Annotated in this window: 19 protein-coding genes; 9 read left to right on the top strand and 10 right to left on the bottom strand. The window is 73.2% G+C overall.

The annotated features are described in order from the left end of the window. Window position 1: 1 nt before the first annotated feature. The 4 genes from ADK67_RS29760 to ADK67_RS29745 all read right to left on the bottom strand — a co-directional run bounded on the left by ADK67_RS29760 (window position 2) and on the right by ADK67_RS29745 (window position 3515). Window positions 2-673 carry a potassium channel family protein gene (locus tag ADK67_RS29760; protein WP_053719835.1) on the bottom strand — a complete coding sequence of 224 codons (672 nt, stop codon included), beginning with the start codon at window positions 671-673 and terminating at the stop codon, window positions 2-4. Next, window positions 666-2108, bottom strand: a complete 1443-nt coding sequence (locus ADK67_RS29755; RefSeq protein ID WP_082404003.1) for a TrkH family potassium uptake protein — start codon at window positions 2106-2108, stop codon at window positions 666-668. The genes ADK67_RS29760 and ADK67_RS29755 overlap by 8 nt, the downstream gene beginning before the upstream one ends. A 127-nt stretch (window positions 2109-2235) precedes the next feature. Further along, window positions 2236-2868: a choice-of-anchor M domain-containing protein gene (locus tag ADK67_RS29750; protein ID WP_053719834.1), complete on the bottom strand. Its 633-nt coding sequence runs from the start codon at window positions 2866-2868 to the stop codon at window positions 2236-2238. Then, a complete protein-coding gene (locus ADK67_RS29745) occupies window positions 2865-3515 on the bottom strand; it encodes a choice-of-anchor M domain-containing protein (protein WP_053719833.1) in 651 nt (216 codons plus the stop codon). The genes ADK67_RS29750 and ADK67_RS29745 overlap by 4 nt, the downstream gene beginning before the upstream one ends. 192 nt (window positions 3516-3707) lie before the next feature. Here ADK67_RS29745 and ADK67_RS29740 point away from each other — a divergent pair, with 192 nt between their 5' ends. Genes ADK67_RS29740 through ADK67_RS29710 form a run of 7 tightly spaced genes read left to right on the top strand, consistent with a single transcriptional unit; the run spans window position 3708 to window position 11398 of the window. Next, window positions 3708-5234, top strand: a complete 1527-nt coding sequence (locus tag ADK67_RS29740) for an anchored repeat ABC transporter, substrate-binding protein (protein WP_053719832.1) — start codon at window positions 3708-3710, stop codon at window positions 5232-5234. Next, entirely contained in the window at window positions 5222-6040 is an 819-nt protein-coding gene (locus tag ADK67_RS29735) for a TIGR03773 family transporter-associated surface protein (RefSeq protein WP_053719831.1), read from the top strand. Before ADK67_RS29740 ends, ADK67_RS29735 begins: the two co-directional genes overlap by 13 nt. Beyond that, on the top strand, window positions 6037-6789 hold the full coding sequence (locus ADK67_RS29730) for an anchored repeat-type ABC transporter ATP-binding subunit (RefSeq protein ID WP_053719830.1): 753 nt from the start codon (window positions 6037-6039) through the stop codon (window positions 6787-6789). The genes ADK67_RS29735 and ADK67_RS29730 overlap by 4 nt, the downstream gene beginning before the upstream one ends. Further along, window positions 6786-7676 carry an anchored repeat-type ABC transporter permease subunit gene (locus ADK67_RS29725; RefSeq protein WP_053719829.1) on the top strand — a complete coding sequence of 297 codons (891 nt, stop codon included), beginning with the start codon at window positions 6786-6788 and terminating at the stop codon, window positions 7674-7676. Before ADK67_RS29730 ends, ADK67_RS29725 begins: the two co-directional genes overlap by 4 nt. Next, window positions 7673-8992, top strand: coding sequence for a choice-of-anchor M domain-containing protein (locus ADK67_RS29720; protein ID WP_053719828.1), 1320 nt, complete (start codon window positions 7673-7675; stop codon window positions 8990-8992). The genes ADK67_RS29725 and ADK67_RS29720 overlap by 4 nt, the downstream gene beginning before the upstream one ends. Further along, window positions 8989-10596, top strand: coding sequence for a choice-of-anchor M domain-containing protein (locus ADK67_RS29715; protein WP_053719827.1), 1608 nt, complete (start codon window positions 8989-8991; stop codon window positions 10594-10596). The genes ADK67_RS29720 and ADK67_RS29715 overlap by 4 nt, the downstream gene beginning before the upstream one ends. Further along, entirely contained in the window at window positions 10589-11398 is an 810-nt protein-coding gene (locus ADK67_RS29710) for a class I SAM-dependent methyltransferase (protein WP_063797761.1), read from the top strand. The genes ADK67_RS29715 and ADK67_RS29710 overlap by 8 nt, the downstream gene beginning before the upstream one ends. A gap of 50 nt (window positions 11399-11448) precedes the next feature. On the opposite strand, the gene ADK67_RS29705 is transcribed toward ADK67_RS29710, so the two are convergent. From ADK67_RS29705 to ADK67_RS29685, 5 genes are read right to left on the bottom strand one after another with little or no spacing between them, the layout of a single operon-like run. Further along, window positions 11449-13092 (bottom strand): ABC transporter ATP-binding protein, encoded by a 1644-nt coding sequence (locus tag ADK67_RS29705; protein WP_053719825.1) that lies wholly within the window; start codon window positions 13090-13092, stop codon window positions 11449-11451. Further along, window positions 13089-14741: an ABC transporter ATP-binding protein/permease gene (locus tag ADK67_RS29700; RefSeq protein ID WP_053719824.1), complete on the bottom strand. Its 1653-nt coding sequence runs from the start codon at window positions 14739-14741 to the stop codon at window positions 13089-13091. Before ADK67_RS29700 ends, ADK67_RS29705 begins: the two co-directional genes overlap by 4 nt. Further along, the gene (locus ADK67_RS29695; RefSeq protein WP_053719823.1) at window positions 14738-15736 is read right to left on the bottom strand and encodes an ABC transporter substrate-binding protein; all 999 of its coding nucleotides are present in this window, start codon (window positions 15734-15736) and stop codon (window positions 14738-14740) included. Before ADK67_RS29695 ends, ADK67_RS29700 begins: the two co-directional genes overlap by 4 nt. Continuing rightward, window positions 15729-16541 (bottom strand): ABC transporter ATP-binding protein, encoded by an 813-nt coding sequence (locus ADK67_RS29690; RefSeq protein WP_053719822.1) that lies wholly within the window; start codon window positions 16539-16541, stop codon window positions 15729-15731. The genes ADK67_RS29695 and ADK67_RS29690 overlap by 8 nt, the downstream gene beginning before the upstream one ends. Beyond that, window positions 16538-17650, bottom strand: coding sequence for a FecCD family ABC transporter permease (locus ADK67_RS29685; protein WP_082404019.1), 1113 nt, complete (start codon window positions 17648-17650; stop codon window positions 16538-16540). Before ADK67_RS29685 ends, ADK67_RS29690 begins: the two co-directional genes overlap by 4 nt. A gap of 137 nt (window positions 17651-17787) precedes the next feature. Between ADK67_RS29685 and ADK67_RS29680 the strand changes: the two genes are divergently transcribed. Beyond that, complete coding sequence (locus tag ADK67_RS29680; RefSeq protein ID WP_442974203.1) at window positions 17788-19104, top strand: MFS transporter; 1317 nt, start codon at window positions 17788-17790, stop codon at window positions 19102-19104. 58 nt (window positions 19105-19162) lie between these two features. Beyond that, complete coding sequence (locus tag ADK67_RS29675) at window positions 19163-19834, top strand: GntR family transcriptional regulator (RefSeq protein WP_053719821.1); 672 nt, start codon at window positions 19163-19165, stop codon at window positions 19832-19834. A 4-nt stretch (window positions 19835-19838) separates the two neighbouring features. Here ADK67_RS29675 and ADK67_RS29670 read toward each other — a convergent pair whose 3' ends face one another. Then, complete coding sequence (locus ADK67_RS29670) at window positions 19839-20462, bottom strand: hypothetical protein (RefSeq protein WP_053719820.1); 624 nt, start codon at window positions 20460-20462, stop codon at window positions 19839-19841. Window positions 20463-20551 lie beyond the last annotated feature (89 nt).

The following is a 20551-nucleotide window of genomic DNA, read 5'->3' as shown; positions in this document are numbered from 1 at the left end:
GTCAGGTGAGGTCGGCGAACGTCTCCACCTGGTTCGTGCGGCCGGCGACGATGAGGATGTCGCCGTCCTGGACGACGGTGTCGGCGGTGGCGTAGGTGAAGTCGTGGCCGGGTCGTTTGATCGCGACCACGGTGACGCCGTGGTGGGTGCGCAGCCTGCTCTGCCCCAGCGGGACGCCGATGGCCTGGGCGGGCGCGGCGGTCTTCACCATCGCGTAGTCGTCCTCGAACTCGATGTAGTCCAGCATCCGGCCGGTGACGAGGTGGGCGACGCGTTCGCCCATGTCGTGCTCGGGCAGGACGACGTGGTGTGCGCCGACGCGGTGGAGGATGCGGCCGTGCTGGCGGCTGGTGGCCTTGGCCCAGATGTGGGGTACGGCGAAGTCGACCAGCAGCGCGGTGGTGAGGATGCTGGCCTCCAGGTCGGTGCCGATGGCCACGACGGCGCGCCGGAAGTCGGGCACGCCGAGCTGCCGCAACGCGGTCTCGTCGGTGGTGTCGGCGACGGCGGTGTGGGTGAGGTCGTCGGCGTAGCGCTGCACGATCGCGGGTCGGGAGTCGATGCCCAGCACCTGCGAGCCGTGCGCGACCAGTTCGCGCGCGAGCGAGCCGCCGAAGCGGCCCAGGCCGATGACGACGACGCGTCCGGTGCGGGGTGAGCTGTCGCTAGCCAACGATGGGTCGCTCCTCCGGTAGTTCGTAGCGGCGGGCGCGTTCGCGCAGGGCGAGCGCCGCGGCGAGGGTGATCGGGCCGAGCCGTCCGATGAACATCAGGACTGCCAGCAGCACCTGTCCCGCGGGTGGGATGGCGGCGGTGATGCCGGTGGACATGCCGACCGTGCCGAACGCGGAGATGGTCTCGAACAGCACCGCGTCCAGCGGGAAACCGGTGATCAGCAGCAGGGCGAACGTCGAGGCGGCGACCGCGCCCACGCCGAGCAGCGCCACCGTGAGGGCCTGGCGCTGCACCTCGGCGGACAGCCGCCTGCCCAGCACGTGCACGCTGGGCTCGCCGCGGATCTCCGCCGCGATGACGAACGCCAGCAGCGCGAACGTGGTCACCTTGATCCCGCCCGCGGTGCCCGCGCTGCCGCCGCCGATGAACATCAGGAAATCCGTGACCAGCAACGACGCCGGTGTCAGCTGCGCGACGTCGAGCGAGTTGAACCCGGCCGTGCGCGGGTTGACCCCGTGGAACGCGCCGACGAGCAGCTTGCCGGGCACCCCGAGCGGACCGAGCGTGGCCGGGTTGGACCACTCGATCGCGGTGATCGCGACGACGCCGAACACCAGCAGGGCGGCATAGGTCATCAACGTGACGCGGGCGTGCAGGGTCCAGCGGCGCAGCCTGCCCCGCAGCCGGCGGCCCAGCTCGAACAGCACCGGGAACCCCAGGCCGCCGGTGATGATCGCCAGCATCACCGGCACCGTGATCCACGGGTCGGTGGCGTACGGGGTCATGCTCGTCGCGTAGAGGGCGAAGCCCGCGTTGTTGAACGCCGAGACGCCGTGGAAAACCCCTTCGTACACCGCACGTCCCCACGACAGGTCGTAGCCGGTGGCGAACCGCAGGGTCAGCACGATCGCGGTCACCGCCTCGGCCGCGAGGCTGATCGCGATGACCCGCCGCACGACGCCGCGGACCTCGCCCAACCCGCCCGCCTTGGTCTCCGCCTGCGCGGTCAGCTGCAGCCGCAACCCCATCCGGCGGGCCACCAGCATCCCGAGCAGCGTGGCCAGCGTCATGATGCCGAGCCCGCCGGCCTGGATCAGGCCGAGCAGCACCACCTCGCCGAACGGCGACCAGTGCGTCGCGGTGTCCACCACCACCAGGCCGGTCACGCACACCGCCGAGGTCGCGGTGAACAACGCGGTCACCACACCCGCCGACGCGCCCGACTCGGTGGCCGCGGGCAGCGTCAGCAGCACCGTGCCCAGCAGCACGGCCGCGCCGAACCCGAGCACCACCGACCGCGCCGGGTGACCCAGGCCCGCGGGCGCCCGTCGTCGAGGCGCGAGCCACGTCGTGCGCACGGTCCACCCCGTCCAGCCGGTGGCGGTGCGCTTCGCCGCACCGCCCGAACACGTGCACACGATCACACCGGACATCGCGCCGTCCCGCTCGTTGACGCTTCTTTAACGCGTCCTTGACGCCGACTGAGCCGCAGCTCACCGCGCGACCGCCACCGCCGCCACCCGTCCGACCGGGCGGCGGCGATGGTCGGTGAGGGCGGTATCAGGGCTGGACGGTGAAGGTGTAGCTCTTCAGCCCGGTGGTCACGGCACCGCCCGCGGTCTTGGTGGCGGTGACCTCGAAGGCCACGGTGTAGGTGCCCGCCGCCTCGAACGCCCAGTTGGCGTGCGCGTGGGTGTTGACCGCGACGGTCCGGCTGTCGGGCAGGCCGTTGCCGCTGTCGAACCAGACGGTCGGCGTGCCGAGGCTCGTGGTGTAGACGCTGACGTGCGCCGGACCGGTGACCGACACGAGCTTGGCGGTCACGCTGTTGTTCAGCAGCACGCCGGACGGCACGCCCTGGGTGTTGATCCCGGGCCACACGATGCCGGCGACCTGGGCCTGCGGGAGCACCCACACCGTCGAGCCGGGCGTGCCGAGGAACGAGTACGCGGCGTTGTTCGGCACGGTGGTCTTGCTCGCGGGCACGACGTCGAGCACGACGGTGGCCGGGTCGCGGTCGACGGCGGGGGTGACCGTGGCGTCGTGGAGGTCCAGCGTCAACGCGCTGCCGGTCCAGTCGACGTCGAGGACGTCGACGTGGCCCTGGGAGATGGTGGCGGCGTGCGCGGTGCCGGGCAGGAGCAGCGCGACGGTCGCGGCGAAAGCGGTCGCGGCGATGGCTCGGGTTCTCATGCGTTCACCTTGAATCGGTAGAGGGCGGGTGCGGAGGTGACCTTCTGGCCGGTGGCGGCGAGGACGCCGCTGACCCGGACGACGACGGCGTAGGCGCCGGCGGCCTCGAAGGCCCAACTGGCGTGCTGGTGGTTGGCCGCGGTGACGGCGACCGTGTCGGGCAGGCCGTTGCCGCTGTCCACGAGGACGGTGGGCGCGCCGAAGGCGTCGGTGGTGAAGACGCTGAACCCGGCGGGGCCGTAGACCCACTCGAACCGCAGGCTCAGGGCGTCGTCGACGAAGACACCGGGCTCGACCTCCTCGGTGCCGATCCCGGGCCACAGCAACGCCGGGTCCTCGACCTCGGGCAGCACCCAGACCGGGCTGCCCGCCGTGCCGAGGAACGAGTAGGCCGGGTCGGCGGGCACGGTGGTGCGGGCCGCGGACTTGGCGACGATCTTCACGTCGGAGGGCGCGTACTCGACGTCGTTGGTCTCGTCGTGGACGTGGATGTCGAGCTTGCCGTCCTCGAACGCGATGCCGATGACGTCGACGTGCCCGCTGTCGAGGACCACCGCGGTGGAGGACGCGGTGGCCGGTGCGACGACGGCGCCCAAGAGGGCCGCCACCGCCAAGGGCAGCAGAGCGAGGCGTGCAGAGGTGCGCACGGTGGAGTGCTCCGTTCGTGGGGTTGATGGCCCGATCGGGCCTCGACCGCAGTGTTGCAGACGATAATCGTTGCCGTTAGGGCTGAACGGTCGTCGGCGAGCTGGGCCGGCCGGTCTATTGAAAACGGTTGTCGTTCGTATTAGGTTCGCGGTGCCACGCCGGTCGACCGGCGTCCGTCTGGAGGAAATCCCATGCACGTGCGTGCGTTCACGCGCGCCATCGCGGCGGTCTCGGTCGCTCTGCTGACCGCTTGCTCGACCGCCGGCGGTGACGCGGCGGACGGGGTGTCGGTGGTCACGACCACCGAGATCCTGGCCGACCTCGTGCGCAACGTCGGCGGCGAGCGCGTCCAGGTCGACTCGATCGTGCCGCCCGGCGGCGACCCGCACTCCTACGAGCCGGTGCCCGCCGACGCCAAGAAGGTGACGCGGGCCGACGTCACGTTCACCAACCACCTCCTGCTGGAGGAGCAGCGCCTGATCAAGGCGATCGACGCCAACGTGCGGGAGGGCACGCCCAACGTCTCGCTGGCCGAGGTGTCGGAAACGTATGGCGCGCACGTGATCCCGCTGGTGGAGAACATCGGCTTGGACGTGCTCTGGCTCGGCCTGCGGGTGCGCGGTGACGGCAAGGACAAGGGCGCCACCCGGTCCTCGGAGGTGCGCCTGGCGGCGACCGCGCTGGACGGGCCCGGCGAGCTGGTGCTGTACCTGACCGAGGCGCTGGGCAAACCGGTGGTGCACTTCAACTCGGCGGACGACCTCTCCGACGCCGACGCGACGACGCTGCCGCCGGCCGCGCACACGCACCTCAACTGGGCGTTCACCCAGCCGGGGATCTACCGGCTGACGCTCGCCGCGACCCTGCTCAACGGCGGCACGAACGCGCCGATCCCGTTGGGGGAGAGCACGTTCACGTTCGCGGTGGGCGTCGACCCGACCGGTGTGGCGGGCACCGTACTGAACGAGGGGCACACCGACCTGACCGTCGACCTCGACACCGGCGAGCTCTACACGCTCAACGACGCGGCGGGCGGCGCGAACCAGGGACAGGTCGTCCCGGCGGCCGACGCGGTGATCGAGGTGCCCAACAAGGCCATCGCCACCATCCCGGACGACCCGCGGTTCGCGTTCCTCGGCGCTCCCGGCGGCTCGGTGCACCAACTGCCGCAGGCCGTGCTGGGCAAGCACGTGCACGGCGAGATCGACCCGCACCTGTGGCAGGACGTGCGCAACGCCCGTGCCTACGTCGAGGTCGTCCGGGACACGTTGCGCACCGCCGACCCGGACGGCGCCGAGGTCTACGACCGCAACGCCCGCGCGTACCTCGACCGGCTCGACGAGCTGGACGGCCACGTGCGCGAGACCGTCGCCCGAGTGTCGCCCGAGCACCGGCACCTGGTCACCACGCACGACGGCTTCGGCTACTTCGCCGCCGCCTACGGGCTGACCGTCGCGGGCTTCGTGGTGCCCAACCCGGCGCAGGAACCGAGCGTGGAGGACGTGCGCAAGTTGTCGGAGACGGTGCGGAACCTGAAGGTGCCGGCGGTGTTCATGGAGCCCAACCTCGCGCAGCGCGCGTCGGTGCTGAGCCAGGTCGCCCGGGACCAGGCGGTCGACGTGTGCCTGCTGTACGGGGACGCGTTCGACGACAAGGTGCGGAACTACGTGGACATGATGCGGCACAACGCCGACGAGGTGACCCGATGCCTCGTCTGACGCGCTGGTTCGCTCTCCTCGCCGTGCTCGCGGTCGTCCAGCCGTTCGCCGTCGCGCACGCCGCCGAGCAGGTGGTCGTCTCGGCTGGCCATGTCGACCTCGGGCCGCGCTTCGTCGACGGCCGGTGGACCGTGCAGCTGCGTGACGACACCGGCGACGCGCCAACGTGGCGTGACCTGTCCGAGGTGGTGCTGCACGTGAACGACACGGCCCGCACCACCGTGCCGGACGACCCGGCGTACGACTTCCTCGGCGACGGCGGCTCGCCGATCTGGGTGTTGCCGCAGGTGGAGCAGGCCGGCGTGGTGTGGCCGGGCTGGAACACCCAGGACCCGGACGTGACCGCGGCGGTCGAGCGCGAGGTCACCTGGCGCCTGCACGACGTGCGCGGCCCCGGCCGGTTCGTGCTGTTCCTCAGCGGCAACTTCGGCGCGCCGACCACCCTCTTCACCAGCGCCGACGCGACGCCGCAGGAAACCGGCATCGAGGTGGGCACCCACGTGCACGGCAACTGGGTCTTCAGCGCGCCGGGCACCTACCTGCTCGACCTGGAGATGACAGCGTCTACAAAGGACAGAGCGCAGGTGGCCGACCGGAAGGTGTTGCGCGTGCACGTCGGCGGCGACACCGACCCGCGGACCGCCTTCGACGTGGCGGTCGCCGAGCCGGCGCCGGCGCCCGAGCCGCGTGCGGAACCGGAACCGGCGAGCGACCGCACGTGGCTGTGGGTCGGCCTGGGCGGCGGCGCGCTGCTCGTGGTGGTCGTCGTGGCCGTGGCCCTGCGTCGGCGAGGGGAACAGCGATGAACGAGCCGGTCCTGCACATCCGCGGCCTCGCCGTGCACCTGGGCGGACGCGAGGTGCTGTCCTCAGTGGACTTCGACCTCCGCGCGGGGGAGCTGGTCGGGCTGATCGGCCCGAACGGCGCGGGCAAGACGACGTTGCTGCGCACCGCGTTGGGCCTGCTGCCGCCGCACGAGGGCACGGTCACCGTGCACGGCCGCACCGCCCGGCAGGCCCAGGGCTCCGTCGGCTACGTGCCGCAGCGCCACGAGTTCGCCTGGGACTTCCCGATCTCGGTCGCGAAGGCGGTCGCCACCGGGCGCACCCACCTGACCGGCCTGCTCGGGCGACGCACCGCGCGGGACCGGGCCGCCGTCGACGACGCGATCACCCGCGTGGGCATGGACGACCTGCGGTCACGGCCCGTCGGCGAGCTGTCCGGCGGCCAGCGGCAACGCGTCCTCGTCGCCCGCGCGTTGGCGCTGCGCCCGCGGGTGCTGCTGCTGGACGAGCCGTTCACCGGCATCGACGCGCCGACCCAGGAGCTGCTGAGCCGGCTGCTCACCGACCTGCGGGACGAAGGGGTCGCGGTGCTCATGACCACCCACGACCTGGCCGCCGCGACCACGTTGTGCTCGAGGTTGTGCCTGCTCAACCGCACGGTCGTGGCCGACGGCGAGCCGGCCGCGCTCGCCGACACCGACATCTGGCTGCGCACCTTCGGCCTGGACCGGGCCGAGCAGCTGCTCCGTTCCCTGGGGGTGACCCGATGACCGCGGTCCTCGACGCGCTGGCCGCGCCGTGGGAGTACGACTTCTGGCGGCGCGCCCTGCTGGTGGCGCTGCTGTCCGGCCTCGTGTGCGGTGTCGTCGGCGGGCACGTCGTGCTGCGCGGCATGGCGTTCATCGGCGACGCGGTCGCGCACGCGGTGTTCCCCGGCATCGCGGTCGCCTTCGTGCTCGGCACCAACCTGGTGGTCGGCGGCGCGGTCGCGGGTGTGCTCACCGCACTGCTCATCGCGGTGGTCGCGCAGAACCGCAGGCTCAAGGAGGACTCGGTCATCGGGATCTTCTTCGCCGCGGCGTTCGGCCTGGGCATCGTCATCCTCAGCGCCGCGCCGGGTTACGGCGGGTCGCTGGAGTCGTTCCTGTTCGGGTCGATCCTCGGGATCAGCGACGGCGACGTGGTGTCGGTGGCGGTGATCGGCGCGATCCTGCTGTTGGCCACCGCGCTGCTCAACGGCAGGCTGGTCGCGGCGAGCCTGGACCGCGAGCAGGCCCGCGCGGTGGGCCTGCCCGTGTTCTGGCTGGACATCGCGCTGTACGTGATGGTGACGCTCGCGATCGTGATCTCCCTGCAGGCGGTCGGCAACGTGCTCGTGCTGGCGCTGCTCGTGACACCCGCCGCCGCGGCCCGCCTGCTCACCGACCGGCTGGGCGTGATGATGCTGCTCGCGCCGGCGATCGGCGCCGGTGGCAGCGTGCTCGGCCTGTACCTGTCCTACGCGTTCGACCTGGCGGCGGGCGGGCTCATCGTGCTCACCCTCACCGGAGTCTTCGTGCTGTGCTGGCTGTTCGCCCCGCGGCACGGCCTGCTCACCCGTCCGCGTGGCCGCGGGCCGGCGGCGGCGTCCCGAGTCCAGGTGGAGGTGTCGTCGTGATCGCGGTCCGTTCCCTGGCGGTGAGCGGGGTGGCCGGCGTGCTGCTCGTGCTCGCCGCGCCCGCGTTCGCCGCGCCCGGGCCGGCGGCGGTCGTGGTGAGCGTGCGTGACGGCTCGCTGGACCTCGCGGCGGGCGTCGACACCGTCACGGCGGTGGACGGGCGGGTCGGCGTGCGGTGGGACACCACGGCGGTCACGCCCGGCGCCGTCTTCGGTGACGTGGTGCGGTTGCGCGCGGTCGTGCTCGACGGTCCCGGTAAGACCGGCGAGGAGCCGGTGACGGTGCCGGTGGCGGCCGAAGGGGTCGCGGACTGGGAGTTCACCGCGCCGGGTCGGCACACCGTGCGGCTCGACGCGGACGCCTACCTGCTCGACGGCAGCCCGGTGCACGCCGAGCGCGTGTACGCGGTGGAGGTCGGCGAGCCCGCCCTCCCGTCCGAGCGCCGTGCGGTCGAGGCCGCCGTCGTGCCGGAGGCACCTCAGGCCGGACGTGCGACGCCGGAAGCCGCACCGGAAGCCGCGCCGCAGGTCGTGCCGGAGTTCGCCGCACAGGGGCAGCCGCCCACCGCGACCGGACGGGTCACGCTCGACCGCGGGCACGTCGACGCCTTGGCGCCCCGGCTGCTCGGCGACGGGCTGAGCGTGCACGTGAAGGACGGCAGCACGGTCGGCGCGGTGACGTGGCGTGAACCGGCCGACGTCGAGTTCCGGATCACCGACGCCGCGCGCACCGCGTTGCCCGCGATCCCCGCGCTGTCCTTCCTCGGCGCGGCCGGCGCGCCGATCCACCTGCTGCCCCAACAGGAGCAGCCGGGCATCCTCTGGATCGGCTGGTCCACCGAGGAACTGCGGCCGGCGGACGTCACCGGACCGGTCACCTGGACGCTCACGGCGGTGGACGGCCCCGGCCCGTTCGGCTTGTTCACCACCGGCTCGTTCGGCGCGCCCTCGCTGATCTTCAACAGCACCGACGGGCTGCCCGACACGCACACCGTCGCGCTCGGCACGCACGCGCACGCCAACTGGGCGTTCGGCAAGCCCGGCCGCTACCGGCTGGACTTCACCGTGTCGGCCACCCGGACCGACGGCCGCCCGCTCACCGACACCGAGAGCTACACGTTCGTCGTCGGCGACGCCGGCGCGACCGGCAACCCGGACACCCCCGACCCGACCCCGGACGGCAGGCGGTCGACCCAGCTCGCCTCGACCGGCCCCGCCGAAGCACCGGCCGCCACCGCGCTGGCCTTGGCGCTGCTCGCCACGGGCGCCCTCGTGCTCGTCGTCACCCGCCGCCGACCGGCCAAGGAGTCGTCTTGACCACGCACCACCGCCGCGGCCTGGCGCTCGCCGCCGCGGCTCTGACCCTGCTCGTCGGCGCGTCGATCGTGCCGGCCTCGGCCCAGGACGCCACGACCGTGGTCGACCAGGGCCACGTCGACCTGGTGGCCGGTTCGATCGTGGACGGCGAGCTGGTGATCCGGGTCAAGGACGGCACGGTCGACCCGCCCGTGCTGCGTGATCCGGCCGCGGTGGTCACCCACGTCAAGCCCGAGGCCCGCACGCAGGTGCCGGAGCCGCCGGAGTACGCGTTCCTCGGTCCGGCGGGCAGCGACATCTGGATCAGCCCCGAGGTGCAGGACCCCAACCTGGTGTGGCTCGGCTGGAACACCGAGTCCCTGACCGCGGACCAGGTCGCACCCGACTCGGTGCGCTGGTCGCTCGAAGCGATCGGCGGCGACGCGCCCGGCAGCGGGGCGCCGGGTGCGGTGACCGTGTTCCAGAGCGGGTCCTTCGGCGAGCCGCTGCCGCGCGTCTTCGACACCGCCAACCCGCTGCCGCAGCAGCACCAGGTGGCGCTCGGCACGCACGCGCACGCCAACTGGACGTTCACCGCCGAGGGCGTCTACCGGCTCACGTTCGCCCTCGAAGCCACCACGACGGCCGGTGCGCCGTTGCGCGCCACCGCGACCTACGCCATCGCGGTAGGCGAGGTGGACCCCACGACCGTGACTCCGGGCACGGGCGAAACCACCACGACGACCACCCCGACGACAACCACCACCACCACGACCACCACCACATCGACCACTACGGCGACGACCACCACCAGCGCGCCGACGCCGTGCGTGGTCCTGGATGACGGGCACGTCGACCTCATCGCACCCGGGCTGGAGGACGGCGTCCTGCGCACCCGTGTCAAGGACGGCACCGCGGGCCCGGACAAGGCCGTCTGGCGCGAGCCCGCCGACGTGGTCGTCCACCTCGTTCCCCAGGCCCGCAACACCATCCCCGCCGATCCCGCCTACGCGTTCCTGGGCGACGCCGGCCAGCCGGTGTGGCTGATCCCGCAGACGCAGATCCCCGGCATCGTCTGGGCAGGCTGGAACACCGAGTCGCTGCGCCCCGAGCACGGCGACGTCACCATCACGCTGTCCGCCGTGGACGGGCCCGGCCGGCTCGCGGTGTTCCTGACCGGGCTCACTCCGACCGTGCTGGTGAACTCCGCCGACGGCCTGCCCGACGCGCTGACCGTCGCGCCGGGCACCCACGCGCACGCCAACTGGGCGTTCACCCGGGAGGGTATCTACCGGATCACGGTCGAGGTCGCCGTGACGCCCGCCGGCGGGCAGCGCGTCGTGGACACCGACGAGTACGCCGTCGCGGTGGGCGACGTCGACCCGACCACCGCCCTCGGCCGCGACTGCACGGCTCCCACCGACACCACCTCGCCGACCACGACCAGCCCGACCGGCACCGTGCCGCCGACCACGACCACCGCGGCGGCCTCGGGCGGCTCGCGGCTCGCCAACACTGGCGCCGGATCGCTGGGTACTGTGTCGGCGGTCGGCGTTCTGCTGCTCACGGGTGGCGCGGCGCTGTCGCTGCTCACCCGATCCCGACGGCGAGGACTGGATGGCTGAGTCGATTCCCCCGGTGGTCCAGGCGTTCGACCACGGCAGTGCCGAGTTCGCCGAGTGGACGCCCCTGCTGTGGGACCCGGTCGGCGCCGCGACCGTCGAGACCGTGCCGCCGCGACCGGGTGAACGGGTGCTCGACGTGTGCTGCGGATCGGGTTCGTCGGCCATCCCGGCGGCACGGGCGGTCGGCGTCGAAGGGCTGGTCGACGCCGTGGACCTCGCGCGGGAACTGCTCGACCAGGGCTCCGAGCGTGCAGAGGGGTTGCCGCAGCTACGTTTCCACCACGCCGACGCGACCCGGTGGGCGCCGGCCGACGGGCTGCCGTACGACCGGGTGCAGTGCGTCTTCGGCATCTTCTTCCTGCCGGACATGGACGCGGCCGCGGGGCACCTGGTCGGCCTGCTCCGCCCGGGCGGCACGTTCGCCGTGACCACGTGGCGGCAGGGCAGCGTGGACGACGTGGTCGGCCCGCTGGTCCAGGCGCTGACCGAGGAGACCGGGCGGACGTTCGACCGGCCGCCGTCGGCCCGGCAGGCCGCCCGCGTGGACACCGACGTGAAGCTCGCCGGGTGGTTGAGCGGCATCGGGTTGGGCGAGGTCGCCGTGCGCCTGGTGGAGCGGGACGTCCCGATCACGCCGGACTCGGCGTGGCGGTTCGTCATGGGCTCGGGCATCCGCGCCGCGCTCGACGGGCTGGACGCACCGGCCGTGGCCGCCGTCCACGCCCGCTACCGCACGCTGATGGCCTCGACCACCGTGCTCCGCGCGCGGGCACTCGTGGGAAGCGGCGTACGGATCGGGTGATTCGCCCGTCCCTCGGGTCGCCGCGGTGTTGGCGGGTACCAGCACACGGATCAGCTGACGCACCGCCCGTCCCTCAGCTCGACCGTCCGGTCGCAGCGGGCGAGGGTGGTGGGGCGGTGGGCGATGACGAGGACCGCGACGTCGTCGCCGGTCGAGGCGAGAGCGGCGGTGATGGCCTCGTCGGCGTCGGCGTCCAGGTTGGCGGTCGCCTCGTCCAGGATGAGCACGCGCGGGTCGACCAGCAGCGCCCTGGCCACGGCGACCCGCGCCCGCTGACCGCCGGACAGCCCGGCGCCGGACTCGCCGACGGCGGTGTCGAGCCCGGCGGGGAGACCGGCGCCGGGGTCGAGGATCCCCGCCCGGCGCGCCGCCCGCTCGACGTCGCGGTCATCGGCGTCGGGGCGGCCGAGCCGGATGTTGGTCGCGATCGTCCCCGCGAGCAGGCCGGGGTCCTGGGGCACGGCGCTGATCGCATTCCGCAGGTCGTCGTCGGCCAGGTCGGCGAGGTCGACGCCGTCGAGGGTGACGCGCCCGCTGTCGGGGTCCCACATCCGGACGGCCAGCAGCGCGCAGGTGGTCTTCCCCGCGCCGGACGGGCCGGTGAGCGCGACCCGCTCGCCCGGCCGGACGGTGAACGACACCTCCCGCAACGCGGGCGGCCCGTCGCCGTAGCGGAACGTCACGCGGTCGAACACGAGACCGGCCGCGCGATCCGGCAGGCGCCGCGGCGCCGAGGCCGCGGGGACCGCCGGGCGCCGGTCGAGGACGTCGACGATGCGCGTGCCCGCCGCGCGCAGCGTGCCGAGGTTGCGCAGCAGGTCGGAGATCTGCGCGACGGGACCGAGCGCGGCGGTGGCCAGCACCATCGCGACCGGTGCGAGCACGCGGCCCACGGCGTCGAGGTTCACCGCGCAGACCGCGAGGGCGCCGATCGCGCTGAGGGACAGGGCGGCGTCCGTGACCGCGCGTTCGGCGCCCGTCCGGGAGCCGATCCGCGCCTGCACGGCGGTCAGCACGTCGGTGTGCCGGTCGAGCGCGGCGGTTCGGCGGCCCAGCGCACCGGCGGCGCTGAGTTCGTCCAGCCCGCGCACGGTGTCGACCAGTTCGGCGTTGAGCACGGCGGCGGCCTCGGTCAGCTCGGCGCCCTGCCGGGCGCCCATCCGCCCGAACAGCCAGGGCAGCGCCGCGGTCACGGCGACGAACGGCACCCACACCAGCAGCAGCCACGGTGTGACGAGCAGCGACAGCGTGGTGGTGGCCCCGACGAGCACGACGGACGTGAGCGCCTGGGCCGCGGTGTGGGCGTAGAGCCATTCGAGGCGGTCGACGTCGGCGAAGGCGACCGAGGCGAGGTCGCCGCTGCGGCGTGGTGCGCGGCGGTCGGGCAGGCTCACCCGGAGCCGGTCGAACACGCGGGCGCGCAGCGCGCCGATCAGCCGGTAGGCCAGGTCGTGCGAGACCCACGACTCGCGCCACGTCATCACCGCGGTCAGCACCGCGACACCGGCGAGGACGACGGCCGCGGGCGCCAGTGGCGCGGCGCCGGTCGCGGCCGTCCGGCCGGCGAGCCACGTGCCGGCCACCGCGATGGTCAGCGCGCCGAGCTGCACGACCGCGTTGGCCGCGATGGTCCAGCCGAACGTCGCCCGCTGCTCGGCGATGACCGGGAGGAGGCGTCGGAGCGGGCCGCTCATCGCGCCACCGTGCCGGCGACGCGGCCGGACTCGATGGTGACGATCGTGTCGGCGCCGCGCAGGGCGCTCTCGCGGTGCGCGATCACGATCCGGGTCGTGCCGGGGCAGTGCTCGGCGAGCCGGGTGAGGACGCGTTCCTCCGTGTCGACGTCCAGCGCGGAGGTCGCCTCGTCCAGCAGGAGCACGGGTGTCGCGGCGAGCACGGCCCTGGCGATGGCGAGCCGTTGCCGCTGGCCGCCGGAGAGCCGGGCGCCGTTCTCGGTGAGTTCCGTGTCGAAGCCGCGGGGGAGTGCCTCGATGAAGTCGAGGGCGTCCGCGACGTGGGCCGCGGCACGCACCTCCTCAGGCGTGGCGTCGGGCCGGGCGAGGCGCAGGTTCTCCGCCACGGTCCCGTGGAACAGGTGGGTGTGCTGGCCGACGACCCCGATGCTCGCGCGCAGCGCGGCGAGCGTGTAGTCGGTGATCGGGGTGCCGTCGAGCTCGATCGTCCCGTGCCGCGGGTCGGCGTGCCGGACGACGAGCCGGGCGAGCGTGCTCTTGCCCGCGCCCGAAGGGCCGACGATCCCGGTGATGCCCCCCGGTGGGCACACGAAGCTGACGTCGTCGACACCCGCCCCGTTCGGGTACCGGAAGCCGACGTGCCGCAGCACGAGCCCCGCTCCCGGACGTGCGGGCTCGGCGCGCGTGCCCGTGTCCGCGACGGCCGGGCTCGCGGTGAGGATCTCGTCGATGCCCTCGACCGCGCCGAGCCCCTGGTAGCCGACGTGCCAGTGGGCGGACAGGTCGAGCACCGGCCGGAAGCACTCCCTGGCGCACAACAGGAACAGCAACACCGACGCGGCGGGCGCGCCACCGCCGAGGACACCGGCGCAGGCGACGACGATCGTGGCGACGGTGCCCAGGTGCAGTGCGAGCGCGCTGACGGCGGACTCCACGAGCGAGACCCGCAGCTGCGTCATCGTGGAGCCGTGCAGCTCCTCGCCGCGTGCGGCGAGCGCGTCACCGGTCCGCTTGCCCGCGCCGAACACCCGCAGCACGCCGATCGCCTGCGTCGCCTCCAGGTAGTCCGCGGCCAGCTTCTCGTAGGCGCGCCAACGGGTTCGTCCCGTCCGGAGCAGCCGGGCGTCCCAGCCACGGGGCACCACCACGGCGCACGTCACCGACACGGCGAGGACCGCGGCGGCCGGGACGGAGACGGTGAACAGCCACCCGGTGACGGCCGCCGGCACGACGCAGGTCACGAGCAGCTGGGGCAGGTAGCGGCTGTAGTAGGCGTCGAGGGCCTCGACACCGTCCACGACGGTGTGCGTGATCGCGCCGGACCGCTCGCCCTGCGCCCACGCCGGCCCGAGCGAGGCGATGCGGCGCAACAACTCGCCGCGCAACCGGGTGCGGATCGCGATGCCGAACCGGGCGGCGGCCACTTCCCGCAGCCACAGCAGGGCCGACCGCACCGCGACGACGCCGACCAGGGCGCCGAGCAGCGGCGCCACGACGGCACCGTCCCCGCCGACGAGATCGGCGAGGACGGCCGCGGTCAGCACGGCTCCGGCGACGTGGCACGCCGACACCAGCGCCGACACCAGGGCCAGCAGCGCGATCGGCCCGACGACGACGCCCGCCAACTGCAGGAGCCTGCGGTGGATCACGGGGTGAAGGCGTCCGGGTGCAGCCGCTCCGCGATCTCCCGGACCACGGAGACGTTCCCGAGGGTGCCCGGGTAGGTGTCGGCGGCGTCGATCGCGATCAGCCGCCGTTCGCGCACGGCGGTCATGTCCGGGAACGTGCGGTTCAGGAAGTCCACGGTCGCCTGCTCGTGCTCGGACCCGTTGACCGCGAACACGATCGCGTCGGGGTTCGCGGCGGCGAGCGCCTCGGGGGTGATCTGCGCGGCGAAGAACTTCGCGAACTGCGGGTCCCGGGGCGAGAACACGTTGTCGCCGCCCGCCCGGCGGATGATGTCGTACTCGATGCCCGCGCCGATCGCCGTCACGGTGGCGCCTTCCAGGTACACCTGGGCGACGGTGGGCTTCGCGCGGCTCGCGACGGCGGTGTCCACCGCGGCCAGGTCGGCCTTGCCCTTCTCGATCAGCGGCGCGGCCCGGTCGGGCGCGGCGAAGACCTTGCCGAGGTTCTCCAGGTCGGTGAAGACGTCCTCGACCGTGCCGCTCATCCGCCGGTCGGCGCACCCGCCCGTGGCGACGTACGCCGTGACACCGGCCTGCTGGAGCTGATCGAGGCTCGCGAAGCCCTGCTCGGCGGTGAACTCGTACATGGTCGGGGAGAACACGAAGTCCGGCCGCGCGTTCAGCAGCTGCTCCCGGCTCGGCGGCCCGGACTCGCTCAGCACCGGCACGGCGGCGGCGAGGCCCGCCACGTCGTCGGACAGGGGCGCGGTGGCCGTCTGCGCCTGGCCGACGAGCGCGTCCGCCAGACCCAACCGCAGCAGCAGTTCGGTCTGCGACGGGCTCAGCCCGACCGCCGCCTTCGGCGCGCCGGGGACGGTGACGTCCCGGCCGCAGTTGGTGATCGTGACGGCCTGGCCGGCGTCGGTGGCCTGCGTCTGCGGGGTGACCGCGGAGCCGCAGCCGGCGACCAGCGCGGCGCTGACGCCGAGGGCGGCCAGGGACAGTGTGCTACGCATGGATCTCATCTCTGTGCTCGGTGGGACCGCCGGGCTCGCGGCCCGGGTGGTCGAAGACCAGGACGGGACGACCGGTGCGCGGGTGCGTGAGCCGGTCGACGGCGACCCGGAACACGTCCTCGACCACCTGTGGCGTGAGCGCCTCGGCCGGCGTGCCCGCGGCGACGAGGCGGCCACCGTCGAGCACGGCGATGTCGTCGCAGTGGGTGGCGGCGAGGTTGAGGTCGTGCAGCGCCGCGATGATCGTGCGGTCCAGGTCGGTCGCGATCCGCATGAGTTCGAGCTGGAAGGCGATGTCGAGGTGGTTGGTCGGCTCGTCCAGCACGAGGACCGGGGTGTCCGCGGCGAGCGCGCGGGCCAGCATCACCCGCTGCCGCTGCCCTCCGGACAGCCTGCCGATGGGCCGGTCGGCGACGTCGGCCGCGCCGACCCGCTCCAGCGCCGTCCACGCCAGGTCGAGGTCGGCGTCGGTGTCGCGGCCGAACCCGCGCTGGAACGGCACCCTGGCCAGCAGCACGGCGTCCAGCACGGTCAGGTCGAACTCGGTCGACGTCTCCTGGGTCATCACCGCGACCGACCGCGCGACCTCCCGCCGGCCGGTGCGCCACACGTCCCGCTCGTCCAGCAGCACCCGGCCCGACGACGGCGCGACGGCCCGGTAGAGCGTGCGGAGCAGCGTCGACTTGCCGCTGCCGTTGGGGCCGACGAGGCCGAGGAACCGGCCGGGACGGATCTCGACGTCCACGTCCCGCAGCACGTCCCGGCCGCCGAGGGTGACGCTGACGTGGTCGAAGCGCACCCTCATCGGTCGAGTCCCGCCTGCGCCGCCGTGTCGCGGCGCATCAGCCACAGGAAGAACGGCGCGCCCACGACCGCGGTGAGGATGCCGATCGGCACCTCGGCGGGTGCGGCGACCGTGCGCGACAGCAGGTCGGCGAGCATCAGGAACGCCGCGCCGCCGAGCACCGCCACCGGCAGCATCCGCCGGTGGTCGGCGCCGACCAGGATGCGCGCCACGTGCGGGATCACCAGGCCGACGAAGCCGATGCCCCCGCTCACCGACACGATCGACCCGGTCAGCAGGGCCGCGGTGACCAGCAGGACGCCGCGCTGCCGGTTCACGTCCACCCCCAGCGCGGTCGCGGACTCGTCACCGGTCAGCAACGCGTTCATCGCCCGCGTCCGGAACCCGACGACGGCGCACGCCACCGCGAACGCCACCGCCGGCACCGCCAGGGAGCCCATCGACGCGGCGGACACGCTGCCGAGCAGGAAGAACAGGACGCTGAACACGTTCTGGGCCTCGGTCGTCAGCGTCAGGTAGCTCGTGACCGCGCTGAACAGGGAACCGAGGGCGACGCCGGACAGGATCATCCTGGTCGGCGACAGCACGCTGCGGTGCCGGGCGGTCAGCGCGACGCACGCGCCGGCCACCAGGGCCCCGGCGAACGCCGCCGCGCCGAGCGGCAGACCGCCGACGGCGGCCGAGCCGAGCGTGATGACCAGGACCGCGCCGACACCCGCACCGGAGGACACGCCGAGCAGGTAGGGCTCGGCCAGCGGGTTGCGCACGATCACCTGCATGATCGCGCCGGCCAGTGCCAGCCCGGCGCCCGCCAGCCCGGCCAGCAACGCGCGGGGCAGCCGGAACTGCCACACCGCCTGGTCCTGCAGCACGGTCAGGCTGCCGTCCGACATCCACGGCACGTTCGGCGCCAGGTGCCCGATGACGATCCGCGCCGCGTCCGCGACCCCGACCTCGACCGTGCCGACCGAGCCGGAGACGACCACCAGCACCGGGATCGCGAGACCGAGGACCGCGACCGTCAGACGCTGCGTCAGCCGGGACCGACGGGTGAACGACCTCCGGTCACGATCGACCGACGACGCGGGCGACCGCGGGCGAACAACCATGAGCAAGCCGATCACTGTGCGGCGGGGGACCGCGCGAGCGTAACCGCACCTGATAACCGTTATCAACAGTGACGCCGGTCATGATCGGACCGCGGGTTGACGAACGGTGCCGCACGGCCTTGGATTTGATCATGTCGATGGGATCAACCGCCGTGGGCGACCGGGTGCTCGCCAAGGTCGCCGTCCGGATCCTCCCGTTCCTGGCGCTGCTCTACTTCGTCAACTACCTGGACCGCGTCAACATCGGGTTCGCCGGCCCGAACGGGATGAACGAGGAGCTCGGGCTCAGCGCGACGGCGTTCGGGTTCGCCTCCGGCATCTTCTTCCTCGGCTACCTGATCCTGGAGGTGCCGAGCAACCTCGCGCTGCACCGGTTCGGCGCGCGTCGCTGGATGGCCCGGATCATGATCAGCTGGGGCGTGGTGGCCACCGTGATGGCCTTCGTGCCCAACTCGACCGCCCTGGTGGTCCTGCGGTTCCTGCTCGGCGTCGCGGAGGCCGGGTTCTTCCCGGGGATCATCCTCTACCTGACGTACTGGTTCCCGGCCGCGCAGCGCGCGAAGGCGGTCGCGTTGTTCATGGTGGCGGTGCCGATCTCCTCGGCGATCGGGTCCACTGTGTCCAGTCTGCTCATCGCGCACGGCGACGGTGTGTTCGGGCTGTCCGGCTGGCGGTTCATGTTCCTGGTCGAGGGCATCCCGGCGATCCTGCTCGCGGTCGTCACCTGGTTCTACCTGACCGACCGGCCGGAGCGGGCGACCTGGCTGGCCGAGGACGAGCGCCGCTGGCTCGCCGCGGAACTGGACGCCGAGCGTCGCGCCACGGAGGCCGAGCACCACTGGCCGTTGCGCAAGGCGTTGCTGCACCCGCGGATCCTCGGGCTGGCGTTCGTCTACTTCGCCATCGCCTACGGCCTGTACGCGCTGGGTTTCTTCCTGCCGACCATCATCGCCGGGTTCGGCCAGCAGTTCGGGACGAAGCTGACCGTGCTGCAGGCCGGCCTGGTGACCGCCGTGCCCTACGTGGTCGCGGCGACCGTGATGGTGTTCTGGGCGCGTCACGGCGACCGCGTGAACGAGCGGAAGTGGCACGTGGCGCTGCCGATGCTGCTCGGCGGGTGCGCCATCCCCGTGGCGCTCTACCTGGGCGACCCGTACGCCGCGATGGTGGCGGTCACGGTCTGCGCGGTCGGCGTGTGCTGCGCGCTGCCGACGTTCTGGGCGCTGCCGTCGAACTTCCTGTCCGGCACGGCCGCGGCGGGCGGCATCGCGCTGATCAACTCGCTCGGCAACACCAGCGGGTTCGCCGCGCCGTACATCACCGGCTGGCTCCGCGACCTCACCGGCACGCAACGCGCCGGCATGTGGCTGGTCGGCGCCTGCATGGTCGCCGGCGCCCTCCTCGCCCTCGCGCTGGGCGCCAAGCCGAAGGACGCGGTCGCCCGGACCCCGTGACGGGGGGAAGTTATACGCTATAACCCGGCGAGCCTCGCAGATCCGGGAGTGGTGACCGATGGCCGACCCGACCGGGCCGTACGAGACGAAGAGCGAGTACGCGTACCGCGAGCTGCGCCGGAAGATCCTCAGCGGCGAGCTCGCGCCCGGCTCTGGCCTCAACCAGTTCACGCTGGCCAAGACCATCGGGATCAGCACGACGCCGCTGCGGGAGGCGCTCAAGCGGCTGAAGGGCGAAGGCCTGGTCGAGCTGGACGCGCACCGCGACGCCAGGGTCACGCCGCTGCAGGCGGAGGAGGCCCGTGACCTGCTCGAGCTGCGGCGCGCGCTCGACCCGCTCGCCGTCGCCCTGGCGGCCGAACGGCGGACCGACGCGGACGTCGCGGCGATCCGCGAGGCGGCGGAAGGGCTGCGCGCGCTGCCGGGCAACCCCGACCACGAAGACCTGGTGGCCCACCGCCGCTTCCACGCGGCCCTGTACCGGGCGTCGCACAACGCGCTGCTGATCGACGCCCTGGACGGCTTGTGGGACAAGGCCGACCGCTACCGCAGGCTGGCGCTGGAGGTCGACCGCGGTGACGCGGCACGGGCGCGGACGGACCGCGAGCACCGTGCGCTGGTCGACCTGGTGGTGGCCGGCGACGCCGAGGGCGCGTCGGCCGTGATGCGCGAGCACATCGACACGAGCCTCGGCGCGCAGGCCGCGTGGCGGCTGGGCGAGGACCGGTGACCGGTCAGGCGGGCGTCGCGTCGCCGCACAGGAACGCGTAGAGGGCGTCACCCGTCGGCAGGGGTTGGTCGGGCTCGTGCCGCACCACCCACAGGCACGCGTCGTCGGCCATGCCGTACCGGTCGAAGTTCTCGCCCTGCGCGAGGACCACCAGGCGGTCGCCCACCCGCCAGGCGGCGTGGTGCCATTCGTCGTCGTGCGTGCCGACGACGTGCGGCTCGCCGAGCCTGGCGGTCAACCGCGCCACGGCCTCGTCGTGGCGCGCGTCGAACTCGGCACGCGTGGCGAGCGCGTCGGCCGACCACGGCGCGCCCCCGGCGGACACGAGTTCGCGGACGTCCTCGTCCTCGGGGTCGTGCTCGTCGAGGTAGGTGGCGAACGCGAGGAAGAACCCGATCACCTCGTCCGGGTCGAACCGCATCGCCACGCTCACCCACCGGTGGTCGTCCACGTCGAACCGGTACTCGGCCGCGCCGTAGACCTCCTCCGCCAACGACCGCCCCTCGGGCAACGGCCACCCCGCCGCCACCCACGCGTCGTCCAACTCCGCCCGCGTCCACGACGAGCCCGCCAACGCCACGACGCCGTCGATCGTCCGGTCGTCCAGGGGAAGCCACACCAATGCCATGCGCGGGAACCTAGGACGTGACAGCCGGCCGCACGCGGCCATTGCCCAACTGGGCACGTCCGCTGCACAACCCGCACAGCGCCTTGTAC

The sequence above is a fragment of the Saccharothrix sp. NRRL B-16348 genome (assembly GCF_001280085.1).
Taxonomy (GTDB): Bacteria; Actinomycetota; Actinomycetes; order Mycobacteriales; family Pseudonocardiaceae; genus Actinosynnema.
Note: the sequence above shows the minus strand (reverse complement) of the source record. Positions and strands in the feature narration are given on the sequence as shown.

Excerpts from the sequence above, each read along its gene's own strand:
- ADK67_RS29685 (WP_082404019.1), bottom strand. The coding sequence starts at position 17,650 with ATGGTTGTTCGCCCGCGGTCGCCCGCGTCGTCGGTCGATCGTGACCGG.
- ADK67_RS29680 (WP_442974203.1), top strand. The coding sequence starts at position 17,788 with ATGGGATCAACCGCCGTGGGCGACCGGGTGCTCGCCAAGGTCGCCGTC.
- ADK67_RS29705 (WP_053719825.1), bottom strand. The coding sequence starts at position 13,092 with ATGAGCGGCCCGCTCCGACGCCTCCTCCCGGTCATCGCCGAGCAGCGG.
- ADK67_RS29670 (WP_053719820.1), bottom strand. The coding sequence starts at position 20,462 with ATGGCATTGGTGTGGCTTCCCCTGGACGACCGGACGATCGACGGCGTC.
- ADK67_RS29750 (WP_053719834.1), bottom strand. The coding sequence starts at position 2,868 with ATGAGAACCCGAGCCATCGCCGCGACCGCTTTCGCCGCGACCGTCGCG.
- ADK67_RS29730 (WP_053719830.1), top strand. The coding sequence starts at position 6,037 with ATGAACGAGCCGGTCCTGCACATCCGCGGCCTCGCCGTGCACCTGGGC.
- ADK67_RS29735 (WP_053719831.1), top strand. The coding sequence starts at position 5,222 with ATGCCTCGTCTGACGCGCTGGTTCGCTCTCCTCGCCGTGCTCGCGGTC.
- ADK67_RS29725 (WP_053719829.1), top strand. The coding sequence starts at position 6,786 with ATGACCGCGGTCCTCGACGCGCTGGCCGCGCCGTGGGAGTACGACTTC.
- ADK67_RS29710 (WP_063797761.1), top strand. The coding sequence starts at position 10,589 with ATGGCTGAGTCGATTCCCCCGGTGGTCCAGGCGTTCGACCACGGCAGT.
- ADK67_RS29740 (WP_053719832.1), top strand. The coding sequence starts at position 3,708 with ATGCACGTGCGTGCGTTCACGCGCGCCATCGCGGCGGTCTCGGTCGCT.
- ADK67_RS29755 (WP_082404003.1), bottom strand. The coding sequence starts at position 2,108 with ATGTCCGGTGTGATCGTGTGCACGTGTTCGGGCGGTGCGGCGAAGCGC.
- ADK67_RS29675 (WP_053719821.1), top strand. The coding sequence starts at position 19,163 with ATGGCCGACCCGACCGGGCCGTACGAGACGAAGAGCGAGTACGCGTAC.
- ADK67_RS29690 (WP_053719822.1), bottom strand. The coding sequence starts at position 16,541 with ATGAGGGTGCGCTTCGACCACGTCAGCGTCACCCTCGGCGGCCGGGAC.
- ADK67_RS29695 (WP_053719823.1), bottom strand. The coding sequence starts at position 15,736 with ATGCGTAGCACACTGTCCCTGGCCGCCCTCGGCGTCAGCGCCGCGCTG.